At 65.0% G+C, this 21,772-nt stretch carries 18 protein-coding genes; 8 read left to right on the top strand and 10 right to left on the bottom strand.

Annotated features, from left to right (window positions below):
- Positions 1–158 precede the first annotated feature (158 nt).
- From M1D74_RS15285 to rhaI, 8 genes are all read right to left on the bottom strand, one after another.
- On the bottom strand, positions 159–572 hold the full coding sequence (locus M1D74_RS15285; protein WP_309123822.1) for a YkvA family protein: 414 nt from the start codon (positions 570–572) through the stop codon (positions 159–161).
- A 61-nt stretch (positions 573–633) separates the two neighbouring features.
- Positions 634–1,551: a DMT family transporter gene (locus tag M1D74_RS15280; RefSeq protein WP_458115860.1), complete on the bottom strand. Its 918-nt coding sequence runs from the start codon at positions 1,549–1,551 to the stop codon at positions 634–636.
- A 166-nt stretch (positions 1,552–1,717) separates the two neighbouring features.
- Positions 1,718–2,407, bottom strand: coding sequence for a cupin domain-containing protein (locus M1D74_RS15275; RefSeq protein ID WP_458115859.1), 690 nt, complete (start codon positions 2,405–2,407; stop codon positions 1,718–1,720).
- A 35-nt stretch (positions 2,408–2,442) separates the two neighbouring features.
- A complete protein-coding gene (locus M1D74_RS15270) occupies positions 2,443–3,348 on the bottom strand; it encodes a DUF6807 domain-containing protein (RefSeq protein WP_458115858.1) in 906 nt (301 codons plus the stop codon).
- The gene (locus M1D74_RS15265) at positions 3,341–4,450 is read right to left on the bottom strand and encodes a Gfo/Idh/MocA family protein (RefSeq protein ID WP_458115857.1); all 1,110 of its coding nucleotides are present in this window, start codon (positions 4,448–4,450) and stop codon (positions 3,341–3,343) included. Before M1D74_RS15265 ends, M1D74_RS15270 begins: the two co-directional genes overlap by 8 nt.
- Positions 4,451–4,464: 14 nt before the next feature.
- Positions 4,465–5,907 carry a rhamnulokinase gene (locus tag M1D74_RS15260; RefSeq protein WP_458115856.1) on the bottom strand — a complete coding sequence of 481 codons (1,443 nt, stop codon included), beginning with the start codon at positions 5,905–5,907 and terminating at the stop codon, positions 4,465–4,467.
- Positions 5,908–5,916: 9 nt separating this feature from the next.
- Positions 5,917–7,971, bottom strand: coding sequence for a bifunctional aldolase/short-chain dehydrogenase (locus M1D74_RS15255; protein WP_458115855.1), 2,055 nt, complete (start codon positions 7,969–7,971; stop codon positions 5,917–5,919).
- Between the two features lie 2 nt (positions 7,972–7,973).
- Complete coding sequence (rhaI, locus tag M1D74_RS15250; protein WP_458115854.1) at positions 7,974–9,140, bottom strand: L-rhamnose isomerase; 1,167 nt, start codon at positions 9,138–9,140, stop codon at positions 7,974–7,976.
- Between the two features lie 250 nt (positions 9,141–9,390).
- On the opposite strand from rhaI, the gene M1D74_RS15245 reads away from it, so the two are divergent.
- The 7 genes from M1D74_RS15245 (at position 9,391) to M1D74_RS15215 (ending at position 18,047) form a co-directional block, all read left to right on the top strand.
- Positions 9,391–10,389 (top strand): LacI family DNA-binding transcriptional regulator, encoded by a 999-nt coding sequence (locus M1D74_RS15245; RefSeq protein WP_458115853.1) that lies wholly within the window; start codon positions 9,391–9,393, stop codon positions 10,387–10,389.
- 96 nt (positions 10,390–10,485) lie between these two features.
- Entirely contained in the window at positions 10,486–10,827 is a 342-nt protein-coding gene (locus M1D74_RS15240) for an L-rhamnose mutarotase (protein WP_309070224.1), read from the top strand.
- Positions 10,828–10,928: 101 nt separating this feature from the next.
- Positions 10,929–12,017, top strand: coding sequence for a Gfo/Idh/MocA family protein (locus M1D74_RS15235; protein WP_309070223.1), 1,089 nt, complete (start codon positions 10,929–10,931; stop codon positions 12,015–12,017).
- Positions 12,014–12,931 (top strand): family 43 glycosylhydrolase, encoded by a 918-nt coding sequence (locus tag M1D74_RS15230; protein WP_458115852.1) that lies wholly within the window; start codon positions 12,014–12,016, stop codon positions 12,929–12,931. Before M1D74_RS15235 ends, M1D74_RS15230 begins: the two co-directional genes overlap by 4 nt.
- A gap of 307 nt (positions 12,932–13,238) precedes the next feature.
- A complete protein-coding gene (locus M1D74_RS15225) occupies positions 13,239–14,381 on the top strand; it encodes a ThuA domain-containing protein (protein WP_458115851.1) in 1,143 nt (380 codons plus the stop codon).
- Positions 14,382–14,535: 154 nt separating this feature from the next.
- Positions 14,536–15,243 carry a hypothetical protein gene (locus tag M1D74_RS15220; RefSeq protein WP_458115850.1) on the top strand — a complete coding sequence of 236 codons (708 nt, stop codon included), beginning with the start codon at positions 14,536–14,538 and terminating at the stop codon, positions 15,241–15,243.
- 239 nt (positions 15,244–15,482) lie between these two features.
- Complete coding sequence (locus M1D74_RS15215; protein ID WP_458115849.1) at positions 15,483–18,047, top strand: rhamnogalacturonan lyase; 2,565 nt, start codon at positions 15,483–15,485, stop codon at positions 18,045–18,047.
- 107 nt (positions 18,048–18,154) lie between these two features.
- Here M1D74_RS15215 and M1D74_RS15210 read toward each other — a convergent pair whose 3' ends face one another.
- Positions 18,155–19,225: a hypothetical protein gene (locus tag M1D74_RS15210; RefSeq protein ID WP_458115848.1), complete on the bottom strand. Its 1,071-nt coding sequence runs from the start codon at positions 19,223–19,225 to the stop codon at positions 18,155–18,157.
- 78 nt (positions 19,226–19,303) lie between these two features.
- The gene (locus tag M1D74_RS15205) at positions 19,304–20,284 is read right to left on the bottom strand and encodes an acetylxylan esterase (RefSeq protein WP_458115847.1); all 981 of its coding nucleotides are present in this window, start codon (positions 20,282–20,284) and stop codon (positions 19,304–19,306) included.
- Between the two features lie 188 nt (positions 20,285–20,472).
- On the opposite strand from M1D74_RS15205, the gene M1D74_RS15200 reads away from it, so the two are divergent.
- Positions 20,473–21,771, top strand: a complete 1,299-nt coding sequence (locus M1D74_RS15200; protein WP_309070216.1) for an ABC transporter substrate-binding protein — start codon at positions 20,473–20,475, stop codon at positions 21,769–21,771.
- Position 21,772: the final 1 nt, after the last annotated feature.

Genomic DNA, 21,772 nt, shown 5'->3' with positions numbered 1-21,772 from the left:
CACCCGGGATTGGTGTCGAATTCATTGCGAACTAGCGGAATGCGGGACCGGTGCATGCCATTTCGCTGGTCCCTGAACTCCAGAAAACTTGCTCAGATCCAGGGGCATAAAGGAGCGTAAACCACTGAATCTGCCGGAAAGTTACGTCGCTTACGCCGTCAAGCCCTGGACACTCCGGCGAGGCGGAGGACAATCCGGAGGCCGTCGTCGTCGCCCTTCCAAAGGCTGGCCACCAGATCAGGGCCGGTCCGCCGGATCACCGCGCGGAGGATGACGGCGACCACAATCACGTCGTCGGCGTAACCGAGGACCGGGATGAAGTCGGGAACGAGATCGATCGGGAGGACGAGGTACACCAGCAAGCCGACAATGAGCATTCGGACGACCGTCGGCACTTCGGGGGTAGTTACCAATGAGCGGAAAAGCCTGAGCAGGTCCGGCAGCAGTCTCATCGCGCTGCGCATGCTCACCGTTTCCGGGTGACGGCGCGCGTAGAGGTAGAGAAGCACGAGCGCCACCGCGTACAGCAGGAGGAGCCCCGCCAGGATTGCGAGCACCGGTTCCCACCACATGCTCCCACTCTAGGCGGCCACATTTCCACGGCGGCTGTGACCAAACGGACGTCGTTACGGGTCAGGGCGCTCCGGCAGGCGTGGGGATCCTGCGCCGCACCGGCACCGTAAGCACGGCAAGGCTCGCGATCACGAGCGCGACGCCGATCCATCCGGCCGCGGGCAGCCTCTCACCCACGATGACGACGGCGAGGATCGCAGCCACCACCGGTTCCGCCAGGGACAGAGTGGTCGCGGTGCTTGCCCTGACCCGGGCGAGGCCGAGCCCGAAGAACACATAACCGAGGAACATCGGGACCAGCGCCATGTAGGCACCGACCGCGAAGTTGTTCCAGGATTCAAGCAGCGGTGCTCCGGTGGCGAGGAGCACCGGCATCAGAAGGACTCCGCCCACTCCGAAGATCGTGCCCATGGCAACCCGCGACGGCACGCCACCCTGCATGGTGCGGTGCGCTGCCCACGAGTACAGCGCGTAGGTGGCCCCTGCCAGCAGTCCAAGCAGGACTCCGACGCCGGCGTTGCCGGCTTCAGCCGCGTGCGCGGGCTCCACGAAGGTCAGGAGCACCACTCCCGCAAGCCCGACGCCGGCACCGCTCACCCAACGCCGCGTCAGCTTGTGCCCGTCAATCACCCGCTCGATGACCGCAGACGCGATGGGTGCCGAGCCGATGGAGATGACCGTGCCGACTGCCACGCCGGCCAGGCGCATCGAGCTGTAGAAGGCGAGAGGGTAGATAGCGACAGAGAGGCCGCCGACGGCGATGGTGAGCCACCGCCGTCGTAATTCCTGACGTGCCTGAGCCAGACCGGGGCTGGCGAGGGCTGCCTGCAGGAGTCCGCCGACCCCCATGGCGGCCGCGCCGATGGCGAGGGGTCCGACGTCGGGAGCGAAGCTGGCAACCGTCCCGGTGGTGCCCCACAGCACCGCGGCGATGAGGACGAAGAGCGCGCCGAGGCCGGCACCCGGATGGTGGGTCACCCGTAGAGCTTATCGAGGTGGAAGGGCGCCCCGTCCGTACGAGCGCGCCGCTGCGAGAGCAACCTGATCCGCAAAAGTGCCGGGCTTGCGCAAAAACGTGGACACTACCCCGCGATCCTGCCACTTATCGGCGCTCTTGCGGCGCCGCATTGGTCAGGGGCGCGGGTTAGGGCCTGTGAGCGTCCCACACCTGAAGCCGCCCGCACATCCCGAAGGCCCGTGGCTCCGGCCGGGGCACGGCGCGCACGACGACGGCATCCCGCAGGTGCGAAGCGTCGCCTTCTGCGAGGGAGGCCAGTTGGGCGCGCGTCGTCTCAACGTCGGCAAGGACGGTGTCCGACCAGAGGGTGGTCCATTCCTCCACACGGGGCTGCACCAACGCCGTGGCAGCTGCGTAAAACTCCTCGAGCGGCCCCCTGTCGCCGTCCTCCAGGGCAGCCAGGAGGAAGCGGTAGCCTTCGATCGCAAGATCGCGCCGCCGTCGTGCTGCGTCTGCCCGCTCGCTTTCGTCCCCCTCGGGCAAGGTGGCCGCCAAGCGATAGCGGTCAGCATCCCGCACGATCTCGAGTGGGAACGTGAGCACCGCATCGCCGGCCTCGGGCAGGCCCGAGTTCTGCATGACCGTCAGGATGTGCAGGTCCCCGGAGTTGATGAGCCGGTGCACGGTGCCCGGACTGAACCACAGCACAGAACCGGCTTTCAGGGAATCCCAAGCGTAACCCTTCGACGAGAGCGTGTGTACTTCCCCGGACCCGCCGACCACCACGTAGCCCTCGTTCGAGACGGTATGCAGATGCGGGGTCCCGCCGTGATGACCGTCTTCGGTCTCCCACTGGTAGACACGCAAATCGCTCATGCCCACGCTGCCGGGGAACAGCGGCGGCGAAGCGCTCACAGGGCCGCCTGTTTGGCCAACCGCTCGACGTCGTCGCGCTCGCAGATCCGGTCCACGAAGACGTACCGGTGCTGCAGCCGCAGTGACTCTCCCGGTGCCAGCGAAATCTCCTCGTCGAACGCGGGGGAGGGGGCCAGCGCCGCGAACGGCTCGCTGCGGACAAACCACTTCAGCGGAACCGACGACGACGACGTCCCCGCCAACGCCACAATGGTGGCACCGCCGTCGAGCTCGTCATTGTCCCCAACCAAGGCAATCCAGGGTGCGGAGGTGCCCATCATCGCTTCCCCGTCGACGCCGTCAGGACCGACGATCGCACAGCCGGTCCAACTGCGGGGACCACGCCAGAAGAACCCGGTATAGCCTGCGTTCGGGCGTCCGTGCGTGGTGGGACTGCCAAGGTCGAGAACGCGGTCGGAGATGTTGGTGAGTTCGGTACTGAAATCCAGCTGCCAGGACTGTTCCTGCAGGTCCACGCTGGAGAACACGGTCTCGCGCTGCTCCGAGATCCACCGCTCGCCGGCGGAGTTGCGCCACGTCAGCTCCTCACCGAGCGCGATGCGGTCCGGGGCTGCGGACACAGCAGGGAACCCGTCGTGCTCGATCGAGCCCAGGTTGTCCCTCCACTGATAGTCGGTCTCCGGAGAGAAGGTGGGCCCGCCCCAGAAGTTCTGTCCGGAAACGTGGGACCACGTCATCTGCAGGCCCTTGTGCCAGCGATGGTCCCAGGGGCGGAAGCCGGTCAGGGGCGCCCCGCTCAGCGTCCGGAGAGGATGCAGATACGGCTTTGGCGCTTCGGACCGGGTGGCAGGTGGAATGAACACGTACGTCGCCAGGTCCACGGAGCCGCAGGAGATCACGAGCTCGCTGTTGTTCGGACGGCTGAGCTGCAGGTCAGGCATTCGCTGTTTCCCCGATCGTTGAGTGTTCACCATTCATGGACCAGTAGAACGGATTGTCGCGGGTCAGCTGGTTGCGCCGCACCCGCCGTCCTGTGATGGCCGACTGGTACAGGCCTGCCACGAGCTCAAGTACCCGGCGTCCGTCGTGACCGGATGCTGCCGGCCGTTCCCCACGTTCGAGGGAGGACACAAGCTCCTCTAGCTGTACGGCATGCGAGCTGGCGAGGTTCCGGGTAGGCGCCCAGGAGCTTACGGTGTCAGGGTTGACGTGTGGCGCCGGCGTCCACTTCCAGTGCGAATTGTCGTAGCCGTACAGGTGCTCGACCTCCACGGTGGCATCGGCGAAGTCGAAGCGCAGGTAGCTGGTTTCCCGGGGAGACAGCACACTGTTCACCACGGACACGATCGCGCCGTTCTCGAACGTGACGTGGGCAAAGGATACGTCCTCGGTTTCGACGTCACGGCCGAGAGTTGCCATGGTGGCGTTGATTTCGGTCCAGTCACCGAGCAGAGAAAGCAACAGGTCCATCTGGTGAATCCCGTGTCCCATGGCAGGACCACCGCCCTCGGTCTCCCACTTGCCCCGCCATGCGACGTCGTAATAGGCCGCGTCCCGGTACCAGAGCGTGTGGCAGATACCGATCAGGGGTTGGCCCAACTCACCGGCTGCGATCTGTGACCGCAGCGTTCGCGCAGCCGAGCCGAACCGGTGCTGGAAGACGTAGGACGCATACGGGCCGTCCTCCCGCTCGTGTTCGAGGATCGCGTCGTACTCGGCGAGCGACAGGGTCGGTGGTTTCTCACACCAGACCGAGGCGCCGGCGTCGAGTGAACGGATCACCGCGTCGGTGTGGGAGCCGGGGGGAGTGCACACCACGACGAGGTCGGGTTGCACCGTTTCGAGCATGTCCGGCACCACCGTGAATGAGTGCGGCGCGCCCCATTCACGGGCCACCTCGGCGGCGCGGTTGCCGTCCATGTCCACGATCGCCGCAATCTCGATCCGGTCGCCGAGCCCCCGCAGCCCGGGCAGATGCTGGCCCTGTGCGATTCCTCCGGCTCCCACGACGGCGGTACGGATGGGTGTGGTGCGAACTGTCACTGTAATCCTTTGCCTTAGCTGTTGGTCAGTGCTGCTTCGACATGCCTTGACGGCTCATAGCTCTGAGTCTGTGCCGTGCTCCTCACAGCCGCTCGGATGTCGGCGAGGGTGGCGCCCTCACCGAGTGCGCCGTCGGCCCGCGCCTGGACCAACACGTTGCCAAGCGCCGTCGCCTCAACCGGACCGGCAACCACGGGCAGGCCCGTAACGTCGGCGGTCAACTGGCACAGCAGCCGGTTCTGCGATCCGCCGCCCACAATGTGGACGACGTCGATCGGTTGTCCGCTGAGGTCGGCGGCTTGGGCAAGCGTGCGAGCGTAGACCTGCGCGAGGCTGTCCATAATGCAGCGGACGACGGCGGCGGGGGACTCAAGCGTGGAACCCGCCGCGGCCCGGATGCGGTCCGGCATAGTATCCGGCGCAATGAAGTCATCCGAATCGGCGTCGATCTGTGGGCCGCCGGGCGGCAGAGCAGCCGCCTCCGTCAGGACGCTCTCAAGCGTGACCGACGGCCCCCATTCACGCAGGCACTCCTGCAGCAGCCACAGGCCGCCGCAGTTGCGCAGGTAGCGGATTGTTCCGTCGACGCCGCGTTCGTTGGTGAAGTTTGCGGCGCGGCTGGCTGCGGTGAGGATCGGTTCGGGAAGCTCGACGCCGACGAGCGACCAGGTGCCGGAGGAAATGTAGGCGAAGTTCGCTTCGCCGGCGGGCACCGCGGCCACGGCGGACGCGGTGTCGTGGGATCCGACGGCGACGACCCGGGTTGCGGCATCCAGTCCGATGCGTTCCGCGATCGACGGCAGCAGGGACCCAAGCGCCTGTCCGGGTTCGATCAGTGTCGGGAAGATCTGGCGCGGAATCTCGAGTGCGTCGAAGAGGTGGCTGGCGAAGTTGCCCGTCCATGCGTCGAGCAGGCCGGTGGTCGAGGCATTCGTCACCTCGGTTCGGCGCTCCCCCGTGAGCCAGAACCCGAGCAGATCCGGAATCAGCAGTGCCTGGACATTCGCGAGGGAGGGCTCGGCCGCCAGCTGGTAGACCGTGTTGAACGGCAGGAACTGCAGCCCGGTTGTTTCGTAAAGCTGCTCGAACGGAACGGTGGCGTGTACCTTTTCCGTCACATCCGCCGTGCGGGAGTCACGGTAACTGTGCGGCTGGGAGGTGAGTTCGCCGTCGTCGTGCACCAGGCCGTAGTCCACGGCCCAGGTGTCGACGCCGATGCTCACCACCCGCTCGCCGGCGGCCTTCGCCCGCTCCCCCGCGAGTGTGAGGCCGTGCAGCACTTCCTCGAAGAGTGCAGCGACATTCCAGCGCAGTGCGCCGTCAAGCTCCTGCACGCCGTTCGGGAACCGGTGCACGACTTCGAGGGACGGGCCGTCGGTGGCCATCCGGCCGAGGATGACCCGGCCGGATGAGGCGCCGATATCGATGGCTGCGTAGACCGCAGGCTTCGAACTCATCGACGGAACTTAGCGGAGGAACGCGGCGGCGACGCCGGCGTCGACGGGGACGTGCAGCCCGGTGGTGTGGGACAGTTCGGCGGAGGTGAGTACGACGGCGGCGTTGGCCACGTTCTCGGGGAGCACCTCGCGCTTGAGGAGGGTCCGCTGGGCGTAGTACTCGCCCAGCTTCTCCTCGTCCACGCCGTAGACCGCGGCGCGCTTGGCGCCCCAGCCGCCGGCGAAGATGCCGGAGCCGCGGACCACACCGTCGGGGTTGATGCCGTTGACCCGGACACCGTACTCACCGAGTTCAGCGGCGAGCAGGCGCACCTGGTGGGCCTGGTCTGCCTTGGTCGCCGAGTACGCGATGTTGTTCGGGCCGGCGAAGACGGAGTTCTTCGAGGAGATGTAAATGATGTCCCCGCCCATTTCCTGGTCGATGAGGACCTTCGCGGCGGCCTTCGAGACCAGGAACGAGCCCTTGGCCATCACGTTGTGCTGCAGGTCCCAGTCCTTCTCGGAGGTTTCCAGCAGCGGCTTGGAGATGGACAGGCCGGCGTTGTTGACCACGAGGTCGAGCCCGCCGAAGGCCAGAACGGCTGCGTCGATCGCCTGCTGAACCTGCTCGGGGCTGGTCACGTCGGCCTGGACGCCGATAGCAACGTCGGAGCCGCCGAGTTCCTCGGCTACTTTCTCAGCGTTTTCGAGGTTCAGGTCGGCGATGACCACGCACGCACCCTCAGCGGCCAGGCGGGTGGCGATGGCCTTGCCGATACCCGAGGCCGCGCCGGTGACCAGTGCGATACGGGTGGCGTGAGACTTGGGCTTGGGCATCCGCGCGAGCTTGGCCTCTTCCAGTGCCCAGTACTCGATGCGGAACTTCTCCGACTCATCGATCGGTGCGTAGGTCGAGATCGCCTCAGCACCGCGCATGACGTTGATGGCGTTGATGTAGAACTCGCCTGCGACGCGGGCGGTCTGCTTGTTCGCCCCGTAGGAGAACATTCCGACGCCGGGGATCAGGACGATCGCGGGGTCGGCTCCGCGCATGGCCGGGGAATCAGACTCGGCATGGCGCTCGTAGTAGCCGCGGTAGTCCTCGCGGTACTCCTGGTGCAGTTCTTTCAGGCGGGCAACGGAAGCCTCGATGGAAGCATCTGCCGGCAGGTCCAGGACCAGCGGCTTGACCTTCGTGCGCAGGAAGTGGTCCGGGCAGGAGGTGCCCAGGGCTGCCAGCCGCGGATGTTCGGAGGCGCTCAGGAAGTCCAGGACAGCGCCGTCATCGGTGAAGTGCCCGACCTGCGCACGGTCGGTGGAAGCCAGGCCGCGGATCACCGGTGCCAGCGCTGCTGCCTTCGCGCGGCGCTCCTCCGGTGCGAGCGCCGCGTAGCCCTCGAGGGGTTCACCGAACGGGTTCGGGCGGCCGTTCTCGGCGATGTAACGCTCAGCGGTCTCGATGATCCACAGGGAGTTGTTCTCGGCCTCTTCGGAGGTCTCGCCCCAGGCGGTGATGCCGTGCCCACCGAGGATGGTGCCCACTGCCTGCGGGTTCTCGGCCTTGATCGCGGCGATGTCCAGGCCGAGCTGGAATCCGGGACGGCGCCAGGGAACCCACACCACCTTGTCACCGAAAATTTTCTCGGTGAGGGCTTCGCCGTCCACGGCGGTGGCGATGGCGATACCGGAGTCCGGGTGGAGGTGGTCAACGTGCGCGGCGTCGACGAGGCCGTGCATGGCGGTATCGATCGAAGGGGCGGCGCCGCCCTTGCCGTGCAGGGTGTAATCGAACGCGGCGACCATCTCGTCCTCGCGGTCAAGGCCCGGGTAGACGTTGGTCAGGGCGCGGAGGCGGTCCAGGCGCAGCACGGCCAGACCCTGCTCCTTGAGCGTGCCGAGGTCACCACCGGAGCCCTTTACCCACAGCAGCTCGACGTTCTCACCGGTTACCGGGTCGGTGGCGGGGCCCTTCGCGGACGTGTTGCCGCCCGCGTAGTTGGTGTTGCGCTTGTCCGCTCCGAGCCGGTTGGAGTGCTCGATGAGAGCCTGGACTGTGCTGTTTACTGTGCTCACTGCGTTCTCCATCGTTACGCGCCCCATCCTGCCTGCTGCCCGCCCTGGCGGTCTGCATTGATCTTTTCCTGGTAGCCGCTGGCTGCGTAGGCAGCCATCGGGTCCGCGGGGAGGCCGCGGGATTCACGCCACTGCGCGAGCGCCGGACGGACGTCGGTGTAGAAGGCATCCATGAAGAGGGCATGGGCGCCGAGTACGTCGCCGGCCTCCTGCGCCTTGGTCAGCGCCGCGCGGTCGACGAGGAGCGCACGCGCGGCCATCTCCTGGACATTGAGCACCGAGCGGATCTGCCCGGGGATCTTCTCTTCGAGGTTGTGGCACTGGTCCAGCATCAACGCGACGTTGCTGGCGGGATCGAGCGCGCCGCCGCGGACAACTTCGTACATGATGCGGAACAGCTGGAACGGATCTGCCGATCCCACAATGAGGTCGTCGTCGGCGTAGAAGCGTGAATTGAAGTCGAAGGATCCGAGCTTCCCGAGACGGATCAGCTGCGCCACGATGAACTCGATGTTGGTGCCGGGTGCATGGTGGCCGGTGTCCAGGCAGACAAACGCCTTCTCGCCCAGGGCCAGCGTGTGGGCGTAGGAGGTGCCCCAGTCCGGAACGTCGGTGTGGTAGAAAGCCGGCTCGAAGAACTTGTACTCGAGGACCATGCGCTGGTCATCGCCCAGGCGGGCGTAGACCTTCTGCAGGGAGTCATGCAGCCAGTCCTGGCGTGAGCGCATGTCACCCTGCCCCGGGTAGTTGGTGCCGTCGGCCAGCCAGATCTTCAGGTCCTGGGAGCCGGTGACGTTCATGACGTCAATGCACTCGTACATATGGTCCAGGGCCTTGTTGCGCACGGACGGGTCACTATGGGTCAGGGAACCGAACTTGTAGATGTCGTCCTGGAAGGTGTTGCTGTTGATCGTGCCCAGCTTGATGCCGAGGCCCTGCGCGAAGTCCGACAGCTCCGAGTAGTTCTCGACCTTGTCCCATGGGATGTGCAGGGCAACAGAGGGAGCCAGACCGGTCAGTTCGGTAACCTTGGCGGCGTCTGTGATCTTTTCCTGCACAGTACGCGGGGTGCCCGGTGTCTGGAACACCTTGAAACGGGTTCCGGAATTGCCGTAAGCCCAGGACGGCACCTCGATAGCGAGGTTCTCCAGGGTTGGCGTGATGCCGCTCAGGTCAACCATTACTTCTCCACATCTACTGCTGCTGGCTACTTGGCCGGCGCGCGTCGTCGTTGTTTTGCGCCGACTCTTCACAGGACCGCTGAGGCTGAGGTGGAGAGTCAGCAAATGAAATCGAATTTGAATCGATTCATTGGCACGATTCAAAGGTATCCTTGGCTCAAAGTGGTGTCAAGCAATCTTTTCGAGACTGCACATTTTTGAACATCACTTGCTCACAGCTACCAATCCCACGAAATGAGGCGTAGCCGCAATGGTCAGTATCAAAGATGTCGCAGACCAGGCGCAGGTCGCTGTTGGAACAGTGTCCAATGTATTGAACAACCCGGACCGCGTCGCGGAAAAAACCCGGGAGCGGGTTCTCGGCGTCATCTCTGAACTGGGCTTCGTGAGGAACGACGCCGCCCGGCAACTGAGAGCCGGAATGAGCCGCACGATCGGCCTCATCGTGCTCGACGTGAGCAACCCGTTCTTCTCCTCCCTCGCTCGCGCCGCCGAGGACCGCGCGGCAGAGTCGGACAGTACGGTGCTGCTGGGGGACAGCGGACACGACGGAGAGCGGGAGAGCCGTTATCTCGACGTGTTCGAGCAGCAACGCGTCAAGGGTGTGTTGATTTCACCGGTGGGAAACGTGGACGAGCGGCTCAAGCAGCTCCGTGCGCACGGAGTTCCGGTGGTCCTGGTCGACCGCGTCGACCCGCAGCGTCGCGTGAGCTCCGTGTCAGTCGACGACGTCGCGGGCGGGTACATGGCCGTGAAGCATATGCTCACGCGCGGGCGGCGGAGGATCGCTTTCGTAGGCGCATCGACGGACATCCAGCAGGTAGCGGATCGCCTTGCCGGAGCGCAGCAAGCAGTCGCTGAGTATCCGGATGCGGAGCTCGAGGTCGTTGAAGCGGCCGCGATGACGGTGCTCGCCGGGCGGGCTGCCGGTGAGCTTCTTGCGGAGCGAGGCCTTGAAGCGCTGCCCGACGGCATCTTCTGTGCGAATGATCTGGTGGCGATTGGCGTCATGCAGGCGGTGCTGCTCATCCGAGGGCTCCGCATCCCGGAGGATCTGGCCCTGATTGGTTACGACGACATCGACTTCGCGCAGTCCGCGGTCGTCCCGCTTTCCACCGTTCGGCGTCCCACCGAGCTGATGGGCAGGACCGCCATCGAACTCCTGCTTGAGGCCATCGACCGGCCCACATCGGAAAGCCGTCAAGTCATTTTCCAGCCGGAGCTGGTCAGCCGCGGGAGCACGCTCTAGCGTCTCCAACGCGCTACTGCTCGGCTTTCTCCGGTGATAGCATCTGCCGTGAAACGATTCACTATGCCACTCGAACAACGCTCAACGAGGAGAATCATGGAACGCGTCTGCTTCCAACTGCAGGTGAAGCCCGACCGCATCGAGGAATACAAGGAGCGCCACGCGGCGGTCTGGCCGGAGATGCTGCGTGCTCTGAAGGACACTGGGTGGAACAACTACTCACTTTTCCTGCGCCCGGACGGTCTCCTGATCGGCTACGTCGAGTCGGATGACTTCGCCGCCGCGCAGAAAGCCATGGCGGAGACCGGCGTCAACGCCCGCTGGCAAGCTGAGATGGGGGAGTTCTTTGTGGCTCTCGAGGGCCGTCCTGATGAGGGATTCCTTCAGCTCGAAGAGGTCTTCAACCTCGAGGACCAGCTCGAGCCGCACTCTAAGTGACCCGCCTCCCCAGGATCGTCACTTGTTCTCAGGACCGTCGCGATCTCTCGACGATCCTGCGGCACACCGACAATTTTGCGCCCTGCACCTAAGGATCCCGAATGACCCCCACCCTCCGTGCCGCCATCCTTGGCACCGGCGCTGTTGCACACCTGCACGCCGAGGCACTTGCAGACATCGCCGGCGTCAACGTCATCGCATCCGCTGACCCCAGCGACGAGCGCGTCCGCGATTTCAACGCCCGGCACGGTATCCCAGCCGGGTACGGCACCCTGGAGGAGCTGCTCGCGGAGGAGGCTGTCGACGTCGTGCATATCTGCACTCCTCCTGCCGGGCACGCGCAGCAGACTGCAGCGGCGTTCGACGCCGGTGCCCACGTCATCGCCGAGAAGCCGCCTGCGCTGTCGCTGGCCGAAGTTGACGCCATGCAGGCGGCCGCCGCCGCAGCTGACCGGCAACTCGCCGTCGTCTTCCAGCAGCGCACCGGTACGGCGGCAACGCACATCCGGAACCTGCTGCAGTCCGGGGAACTCGGCCGGCCGCTGACCGCAGTCTGCCATACGCACTGGTACCGCGGAGCAGAGTATTTCGACGTGCCGTGGCGCGGAACCTGGGAGTCTGAGGGCGGCGGCACCACCCTCAGCCACGGGATCCACCAGATCGATCTGCTCTCCTACCTGCTCGGCGAGTGGAGCTCCGCCTCGGGGCAGCTGTTCCGGTTGGACCGCGATGTGGAGACTGAGGACACCTCCTGCGGCGTCGTCGTGTTTGAGCGCGGCACCGTGGCATCCGTGATGACCACCGTGCTCGCGCCCCGCGAATCGAGTTTGATCCGGATTGACACCGAGCACGCGACCATTGAGCTCGAGCACCTCTACGGCCACCATCATGCGAGCTGGAAGCTGACGCCGGCCCGCCATGTGACATCAGAGCGCGTCGCCTCCTGGGCCTTGCCGGAGGTCGAGGTGCCGAGTGGACACGATGCGCTTCTTTCCGAGGTGTACTCATCGCTCTTCGCCGGTGGCGAGGTGCCGCCGGTCGCCGCGGATCCTGCGCGCGCCATCGAGATCGTCGCGGCGTTGTATGCCTCAGCCGGGCGCGGACGGCCCGTGACCAGAACCGAGTTGGCCGAGCCGGACTTCCGCGGAAGCATGCGCGTACCGGTCCGCGACCTGCGTCCCGGGCAGTGAGCGCGCCGCTGCTGTCCGACCCGCTCGGCGGACCCACCGATCCAACGGTCATCCGGGATGAACAGACCGGGCAGTGGCGGATGTTCTACACCCAGCGGCGCCCCTCGGACCCCGGTCACGGCGTCGAGTGGGTGCACGGCAGCCGGATCGGCATGGCGGTGTCCGACGACGGCGCTCACTGGCATTATCGCGGTGTGGTCGACGGGCTCGACCCGGCGGATGAGCCCGGGTTGAACACCCACTGGGCGCCCGAAGTCGTGTGGGACGGCGGGCAGTACTCCATGTACCTCACGTGGATCCGTGGGGTGGCTTCGACCTGGGCGGGCCACGAGCGCCGTATCGCCCACCTGGTCAGCGACGACCTGGAGAACTGGGAACACCGCGGGTCTCTTGAGCTGAGTTCCAACTACGTCATCGATGCCGCGGTCGCCCGCACCCCTGACGGACTGCTCCGCCTCTGGTATAAGGACGAAGCGGACGGCTCCACCACCTGGGCTGCAGTAAGTCCGGACGGACAGTCGTGGACCGTGGAAGGGCGGGTCATCGACGGGTTGCCGCACGAAGGGCCGAACGTTTTCCCGCTCGCCGGCTGGATGTGGATGATTGTCGACGAGTGGCGGGGCCAGCGCGTCTACCGGTCACATGACGGTGTGCATTGGACCGCTCAGGGTCTCATCCTCGACGCGCCGGGAAAGCACCCCGAGGATCGGCAGGTGGGCAGGCATGCCGACGTCGTCGTCCGTGGCGAGGAAGCCGTCGCGTTCTACTTCACGCATCCGGAGTGGGACGGAAGTAACGACGTCGAGCTTCAGTCCGGCGCACTGCGGCGCTCGGAGGTGCACCGCGCCCGCCTATGGGTTGCGGGCGGGACGTTGATCTGCGACCGCGACGCGCCGGTGGATGCCCTGCGCTGACCGAAGCAGGGCTCTGCGCAACCCGTCTTTTCTTCTGTCGATACGGCGGCGTAATGACACGGTCAGCTCTCCAATCAGGCTGTCCCCGGCGTAGGGCTGCCGGTCCCTTCTCATCAGCAGGGCATTTTCCTCAGCCCGAACTGTAGATTCCTGACGCAATTGGCGCTTTACTTGGAATATGTTGTTCGATCCAACATATTCCGCCGATGAGAGTAGCGGCGCTGAAGGGGACCGGCAGCGTACTTCCCCCGAACCTCCGGCTCAGCCGTCCGCGGCTCGGGAATTCAGCCGTAACAGAAGGAGCGCAATGAAGCGATACATCAGTCAGGCAGCCCTCGGCGTTTTAGGAGCGACGCTCGTCGTTCCCGCGTTGGCGACGGCCCCCGCCCAGGCCGAGCCAGTCTCCACCACAGCCGCTGTGGTCGAGGACTATGACGTTCTTGTGGTGGGAAAGACGACAGGCTTCCGCCATAGCAGCATCGACGAGGCCACAACGGCGATCATCGCCCTCGGTGAAGCGAACGGTTTCAGCGTCGATGTCTGGGATCCGCCGACCTCGTCGAGGAATCTGGGGCAACCGGACCGCACGCTGCCAACCACCCCTTTCACCAGTGCGTCGGATCTGGCCAAGTACGAAACGATCGTTTTCGTATCCACGGTCGACGGCACCAATAACCTCGATCCGGCAAAACCCACGCTGCTCGACGCCAGTGAATTGACAGCATTCCAGGGGTATATCCGAGCCGGCGGCGGATTTGCCGGTGTCCATGCCGCGACAGATTCGATGCACACCGTTCCCTGGTACAGCGAACTAACAGGCGGCGGTGCCCGGTTCGTCAGCCATCCCGCGCAGCAAATCGCCGTTCAGACGGTTGAGGACGGCACCCACCCTTCTACGAAGCATCTGTCAGGATCCTGGACCCGATTTGACGAGTGGTACAACTTCAACCAGAGCCCGCGTGATGCCGTGCGTGTGCTCACAAATCTCGATGAGACAACCTACAACCCCGGCCGTAATGCCATGGGTTCCGATCACCCGCTGTCCTGGTGCCACAACTTTGAGTCAGCACGCTCGTGGTACACGGCCGGAGGGCACACAGAAGCGTCGTACGTGGATCCGGTGTTCCTTGAGCACCTTCTGGGTGGGATCGCATGGTCGGCCGGTGCTGTCGACGGCGGCGGCGACTGCACCACTTGGTACGAGGTGGAATCATTGACCGAAAACCTGCTGGCTGACGGAACGATTTCGCCGAAGGCCGCCGAACAGCTGTCGAAGCAACTGGAGAAGGCCCAGGAGCTGGCGGATGCGGGCCTGCATGCTGACTCTGCAGACAAGCTCAATGCAGCTGTCGCACAGGTACGGGCGCACGTTGACGCTGGTTCCGGAGCGCAGGGCCTGCTGATCGGAAAGGTTCGCGACCTGCAAACCTGGCAGAGCGAGCTGGAGTAAACGTATGGTCGCCGCACTGGCCGCTGCGTCAGGGCCAGTGCGGCGATCTTCCTTAGGCGACCTCAGGTCTCAGGCCGCCTACCCCGATACCTGCTGACGTGCTTGCTTCGCGACGCTTCACACTGCCGTCAAAAGTCGGCAGCGAATGGAGCGTGTGGTAGATCCATCAAAGGTTGTGTTGATCATCGTGAACCGTTTGTCCCGCCGCTGGCGCATAACACTGGTCCTCGCCATGGCTGCAGTTGCCGTGGTGCTCGTCGCTGTCGCCGCTACTGCGCTTGCCGCTGGTCGGGATCCGCGCGGAGAGGAGGCGCCTGAGGTCGCTTCAATTGAAGCGGTCGCTGAGAAACTGGCTGCTGAGCAGGCGCGGGAACGGGCAGAGCTCAACGTCAGCCTTGCTTCCGCCGCCGAAGTGGCGCATGGGCATATGGGGGAGGTCCTGCAGAAGCTCTCCTTCGCTGTGTCGGCGCAGCAAGACGCTACTCCGAACGTCGCAGGCGCCGGTGAGGCGGGTGAGTGGGAGCTGGCGCTGGAGCGCGCGATGTCGTCGTTGGACGCTGTCGGGGAAGGCACAAGCGAGCAGACGGTTGCCAGGGAGGCCTTCATCGGTGCCGCCCACTTGCTCGAGTCGGCTGTGGCGGATTATGGCCACCTTCTCAATGCGCCCCATGAGGAGCGCGAATCGTATGCCGAGGCTGTGATCGAGCGGCGCGATGCGGCGGTTCGCCTCTGGCAGTCCGGAGCAGCGCAGCTCGACACCCTGACCGTTGAGTCAGGGGGAGGACACGTACACCTTTTCCTTGCCCCGGATGGTGATCCGGATGCTGTTCCATTGGAGTTCCAGGAGCCGGACGATCACTGAACGAGTCGCCAGTTAGCAAACCCCATCAACCCCGCTTGTTGCTGATCGAGTCGTGGGGGCCGACTTTACTGGCTGAGACAACATAGCCCCGCGGCGCGGTAAGCGGCCGCGGACGCCACCGAACCTCCTCCGCATCCGGCGGCATCCAAGCCACTCATCTCGACCTTGGAAAAACCTTGACCTGCCTCCGGCACTTCCCCTAGCCTAGAGAAAGCGTTTTCCGTTGAAAGGATTCAAAGATGAACCCGCGCTTTCGCTTGACACCCATACCGGCGACGCTTGCCGTCAGTGCAGCCCTGATTGCGGGAGGCGGCGGCGTTCCCGCCGCAGCTGCTCCCGCCCCCGACGCCCAGATCGGCGTACAGCTCGAACACCTCGACCGCGGCCTGGTCGCGGCCGCCACGACCGAGGGAACCTTCCTCAGCTGGCGTCTCCTGGCTACTGAAGTAACTGGAGCCAACGAAACCGGTCAGACCGGCGCCGACTTCGCCGTCTACCGCAACGGCGAGAAGATCGCCACAGTCACCGACAGCACCAACTACCTCGACACCGGCGCGCCGGCTGATGCAACCTACTCCGTTGCCGCCGTCGTCGGTGGGGTTGAACTGCAGCGCAGCGCAGACGTCAGCCCGTGGGCGCAGGGGTACACCGAGATCCCGCTCCAGAAGCCGGCCGACGGTGTCACCCCCAAGGGTGACAGCTACGCCTACTCGGCGAGTGACATGAGCCTCGGCGATGCGGACGGTGACGGCGACTATGAGTACGTCGTGAAGTGGGAGCCGAACAACTCCAAGGACGTCTCACAGGTCGGCTACACCGGCAACACCTACATCGACACGTACGCGATGGACGGCACACTGCTTCACCGCATCGACCTCGGCGTGAACATCCGTTCCGGCGCGCACTACACGCAGTTCATGGTCTATGACTTCGACGGCGACGGCCGCACCGAGATGATGATGAAGACCGCGCCAGGCACCACGGTCACCAGGTACACGGACGGCGTGGCCGGCGAGCCTGAATACATCACCATGCCGGCGGACGACGTCGCGGCGGGCTACAGCAACACCGATGACTACCGGAAGAGCGCGGCCGATTACTACGAGCACGTCGTCGACATGTTCGCCGGCTGGCACGAGCACCCTGAGGTGGTTGCCGGAAACTGGCCGGCAACCCTCGAGGAAGCGTTCGGAATCGAGCAGCGGTACGAGTACCCGCTCTCCGACGCCGATGCCCGCGCGATGGCGGACTACTTCATCGACGTCTACGCACCCTCACGGAGCACCCGCAACAACCTCCGCGCTTTCGAGGGCTTCATCCTGAGCGGCCCCGAATACCTCACGGTGTTCGACGGTGCCACCGGAGATGAGCTCCAGACCGTGGACTACGAGCCGGGACGTCACGACGACGGCCTCATGTGGGGCGACTACGCCATGAGCCGCATCGAGCCGGGCAACCGTGTGGACCGCTTCCTGGCGGGTGTCGCCTACCTCGACGGCCAGCGTCCGTCGGCCGTCTTCGCCCGCGGCTACTACACCCGCTCCACCCTGGTTGCCTACAACTGGGACGGCAAGAACCTCTCCAAGGTCTGGAACGTGGACAGCGGTTGGACTCCGATGACCAATCCGTTCAACGACGGACCCCATGGACGCCTGGGCACTGATCCCGAGTTCGGTTCCATCACCACTCAGGGCTTCCACTCCCTCAGCGCCGCCGATGTGGACGGCGACGGCAAGCACGAGATCGTTTACGGCGCAGCCACCATCGACGACGACGGCTCGCTCCTCTACAGCTCCTTCGACACCCTGCCGTCGGGCAGCGGCAATCCGGGTGCGGAAGCAGGCCTCGGCCACGGCGACGCAATGCACGTCACCGACATTGATCCGAACCGCCCCGGACTGGAGATCTGGACCGTTCACGAGGGCGGAGCCTGGGCTCCCTATGGCTCGGCCATGCGTGACGCGGCAACCGGCGAAGTGCTTTTCGGCGCGTACTCCGGCCGCGACACCGGCCGCGGCATGATCGGTGATGTGCGCTCCGACGTCGAGGGTATCGAAGTGTGGGCCAGCATGCCTGGCGGCAGCGACGGGTCCGGTCTGCTCAACGCAACCGGCGAGCGGGTTGAGTCCCGCACCCCGGGCACCAACCAGAGCATCAAGTGGGCGGCGGACATGACCACGCAGCTCGTCAACGGTTCCGGCAACGGGACGCCGACCATCGACGACTGGACCCGCGGCCGCCTCGTGACAGCTGAGGGCACCCGGACCAACAACGGCACCAAGGGCAACCCGGCACTGGTGGCGGACGCCTTCGGTGACTGGCGGGAAGAGCTGTTCCTTCGTACCGCAGACAGCTCGGCGATCCGCGTGTACCTCAGCACCGAGGTCACGGACCACAAGCTGACCACGCTGATGCACGACCCGCAGTACCGCGCTGAGGTGGCCCGCCAGAACACCTCCTACAACCAGCCGTCCTACACGAGCTACTACTTTGCCTCGGACATGGACTTCGCAGATGTTCCGGTGCCAGATGCCTGGACTCCGGGGCTCATCGGATACCTGCAGGCCACGCTCGAATCCCTGATCGCCAGCGGCGATGTTGCGGGACCGGTAGCCAAGCAGCTCGAAACCTCGCTGGCCCAGGCGCAGGAGGGTGTTGAGCAGGGCAACATCACCAACGTCGGCAAGGCGATGGACCGGTTCGTGAAGGCGCTCAACCAGGGCAAGAAGCCGGACGTCGTATCCGATGCCGCCCGGGGAATTCTGGACAATGGAGCGCAGACGGTCCTCACTATGGTCCGGTAGCGTTTGGCCCCTACGGATAAAAGAGCAATCCGGACAGGAAGGTGCGAGTCAGCGCCATCCTGTCCGGATTGCTCTTGTTCGCTTCCCGGCAGGACGGCGGCGAGGAGCTAGACGTCGTTTCGGGTGAAGGCCGCGGCACGGACGACGTCGTCGTTCTCCAGCCCCGCGCCGAGCGCACCGCCCACGGTCGCCAACGCGGCGGTCAGCAGGCTGAGCTGCGCATACTCCGCGAGGCCAACGGATTCACCGACGACGGCGGCAAACACCCCCGCGTCGACTAGCAGCACCGCTGCCAGGAAGGACAGGACGAAGAGCGCCGCAAAGAAGGTGACGACACCGATCACCACGGTTGCCGTCGTCGCGAGGTTGAACAGAGCAACCTGTTCCCGCTCGACCCGCCGCCGTGGGCGCTCCCACAGATCCGCACCGATCATGAGCGTCAGCGTGACGGCTCCCACCGCAAGCAGGGTCAGGAGGACCAACCGCCACGGCCCGTAGGCGGTTGCGAGCAGCCAGAGGTCGCTGGTCGCGAGGGTGACGACGCCGGCGGCCGCCGCCGCGGTCAGCGCACGGGAGAGCGTGACGGCGAGCCGCCACGGCCGGTTCGCGAGGATGAGGCCCAGCAGTACGCGGGCGTTTCCCGCGACCACCCGGCCGGTGAACTGAAGAGGGTTCTCGTCGGCGAGGTCGGGCAGGTCGTCGGCCATCTCGTGGGCGCGGCGCGCGCGGTCTACAGGTTCGTCGTCGTCGTCCCATCCCGCCAGAGGGCCGACCAGGCGGCTGACTGCCGTCGTAATGCTTTCCTTGCGTCCCACCGCCCGCAGCGCGGGCAGAGCCACCAGGCCCACCCTGTGAACGGGGCTGATCTGCGTGAGCACGGGCTTCCGCCCGCTGCGCAGCGCCAGATCGCTGACAACGACGGCGAGGTCCCAGTCCTCATCCAGCAGCCGATCCCGCGCGGTTTCCAACAGCTCCGACGGCGCGTGGCCGTCGAGGGTCTCGACTGCAAGGTCCACGCGCCATCCGACTCCCGGATACGACTTGGTGAGCAGCACGGGCAGGGATGCACGCAGGTCCTGCATGGTTGCCGGATCGAGCGACGGAGGGACGACGACGCCGAACCTCAGTTCGGGCACTGCGGTCACGGTGGCGGTCTGCGGCGGAGAAGTATCGGGCACCGCTCAATGATCGCCGGACCGGTGCCGCCGACGGAAATCACCGGGCCGCGGCGCGCAACCGACCGTCCGGGCTCAGACCTAGGCGAAGATCTCCCGTTGGAACCGGATGTGCTCGGCGAGCTGGACCGCTCCGCCGTTTTCGTGTCCGTTGTAGGGGTAGACGTTCATCGATTTCTCGCCTGCGTAGTGGTTGTAGGCGGCGTAGACGCAGGAAGGCGGGCAAACGTCATCGAGCAGACCCACGGAGAAGAGCGCCGGCATGGTGGCGCGGGCTGCGAAGTTCACGCCGTCGAAGTAGCCGAGAGTGTTGAAGATTTCCTCTTCCCGACCCCGCTGTACACCGAGGTAGCGCACCAACTCGCCGTAGGGTGCCGTGTCCACAATCTCGGTCGCGCGCCGGATATGCGAGAGGAACGGAACGTCCACAATTGCGGCCAGCGGGGCCTGTTGCAGGACGGTTGGGGTGAGGGCTGCGGATGCCAGCGCAATCGCCCCGCCCTGGCTTCCCCCGGAGATGATTACACGCGCGGGATCCACGAACGGATGAGCCTGCGCAGCCTCTACAGCGCGCACGGCGTCGGTGAACAGGCGTCTGTAGTAGTAGGTCTCGGGTGAATCGATTCCGAGCGTGAGGTGCCCTCCGAAGTGCGGTCCGCTCACTCCCTGGTCCGGGGTGTCTCCGCTTTTGTGTCCGGACCCCTGGCCACGCAGATCCATGACAAAGTGTGCGACGCCGGTGCTCGGGATGGCTGTCCACTCACCGACCAGACTCCTGCCGCCGCCATAACCGATGTACGTGACGACGGTGGGCAGCGGGCCGGACGCAGACCGGGGCCGCAGCATCCACCCCTTGATCGGGTGCCCTCCGTATCCCGCGAAAGTGACGTCTTCAGTAACGAGCTCGGTATAGCCTGCCTCCACCTCCTCGAAGCGGGCGTCAAGCGAGAACGACGCCGCCTCGGCAAGCGTCTTTTCCCAGAAGGCATCGAAATCAGTGGGCTCAGCCCGCTCCGGCGCGTATTGTTCGAGCTCGCGGAGGGGGAGGTCAAACTGCGGCATCTTCAGGAAATCCTTCGCTTCTTTGGTCTCGGAAGTATCACGGATCACATTATTCTAGAGATAGGCCTTGCGTGTTGAGACGATTCAATTTACTCTCATTGGAGAGCGCTTTCCGTGATGCACACCACTGTAGCAGCGGAACCAAAGAGCTTCACCTCATATCTGAGCCGTTCCCCAGGAGGACAAAGATGTTCAACAAATTCTCACGACGCGCCGGTTCCGGCGTAGCGGTCACGGTCGCGGCAGCTCTCATGCTGACCGCCTGTGGCGGCAATGGCGGCGGCGAAGCCGGCGGCACCCCAGACCCGAACGAGGAAGTCACCCTCAACTTCACCTGGTGGGGCAACGAAGACCGCGCTGAGCGCTACAACGAGGCGATCGCCCTGTTCGAGGAAGAGAACCCGAACATCGACGTCAACGGAACCTTCATGGACTTCCCCGCCTACTGGGAGAAGCGCCAGACCGAAGCCGCGGGCGGCGGACTGCCGGACGTCATGCAGTTCGACTACAGCTACCTGCGCCAGTACGGCCAGAACGGCCTGCTGCTGGATCTCAACGACTATGTCGGCAACGGCCTGACCACCGACACCATCGACGACACCCTGCTGGCTACGGGCAAGCTCGAGGACCAGACCCTCGGTGTGCCCACCGGCTACAACGCCTGGTCGCTGTTCGAGAACCCTGCGCTCATCGAGCAGGCAGGTGTTGAAGGCTACGAAGGCGGAACCTCGTGGGAGGAATACGAGGAGTACATGGCCAGCGTGAGTGACGCCAGCGATGAAGTCTTCGGCGGAACCGACTACACCGGCCGTATCCAGAACTTCGAGCTGCAGCTCCGCCAGGAGGGCCGCGAGCTCTTCACCGAGGACGGCCAGCTGAACTTCACACAGGAAGAGCTTGCTGAATTCTGGAGCAGCACCGCGGATCTTCGCGAAAACGAGACCGTCATCCCAGCGCGCACCCTTGAGGAACTGCTGCCCAAGTCCGGGTTCGGCTCCAACCTCACCGCAAGCGAGATGACCTGGTCCAACTTCATGGGCGGCTACCTCGGTGACACCGGTGCTGAGGACCTGAACATCGTTGCTCCTCCCACGAACGACCCCTCGGTGAAGGACCTCTACCAGAAGCCCTCCATGCTGCACGCTGTATCAGCCGGCACCGAGCACCCTGAAGCTGCTGTGGCGTTCGTCGAGTTCCTGATCAACAGCCCCGAGGTCGGCAAGATCTTCGGAGCATCGCTGGGCGTTCCCGCCTCCGAAACCGCACTCGAAGGCGCGGCACTCGAAGGTCCTGAGCTTGAAGTCAAGGAGTACCTGGATTCGGTCGCTGACCGCATCGGTGAGCCTCCGGCAGCGCCCGTCGTAGGCTACGGCGCACTGGAAAACACCTTCCTCACCCTCGGCACCTCAATCGGCCTGGGTTCAATCTCGCCTGAAGATGCTGCCCAGCAGTTCTTCGACGAGGCCGCGGTAACCCTCGCCGGCTGAA

It is taken from the genome of Arthrobacter sp. D2-10 (assembly GCF_054161285.1).
This window is presented reverse-complemented; position numbering and strand designations above follow the sequence as displayed.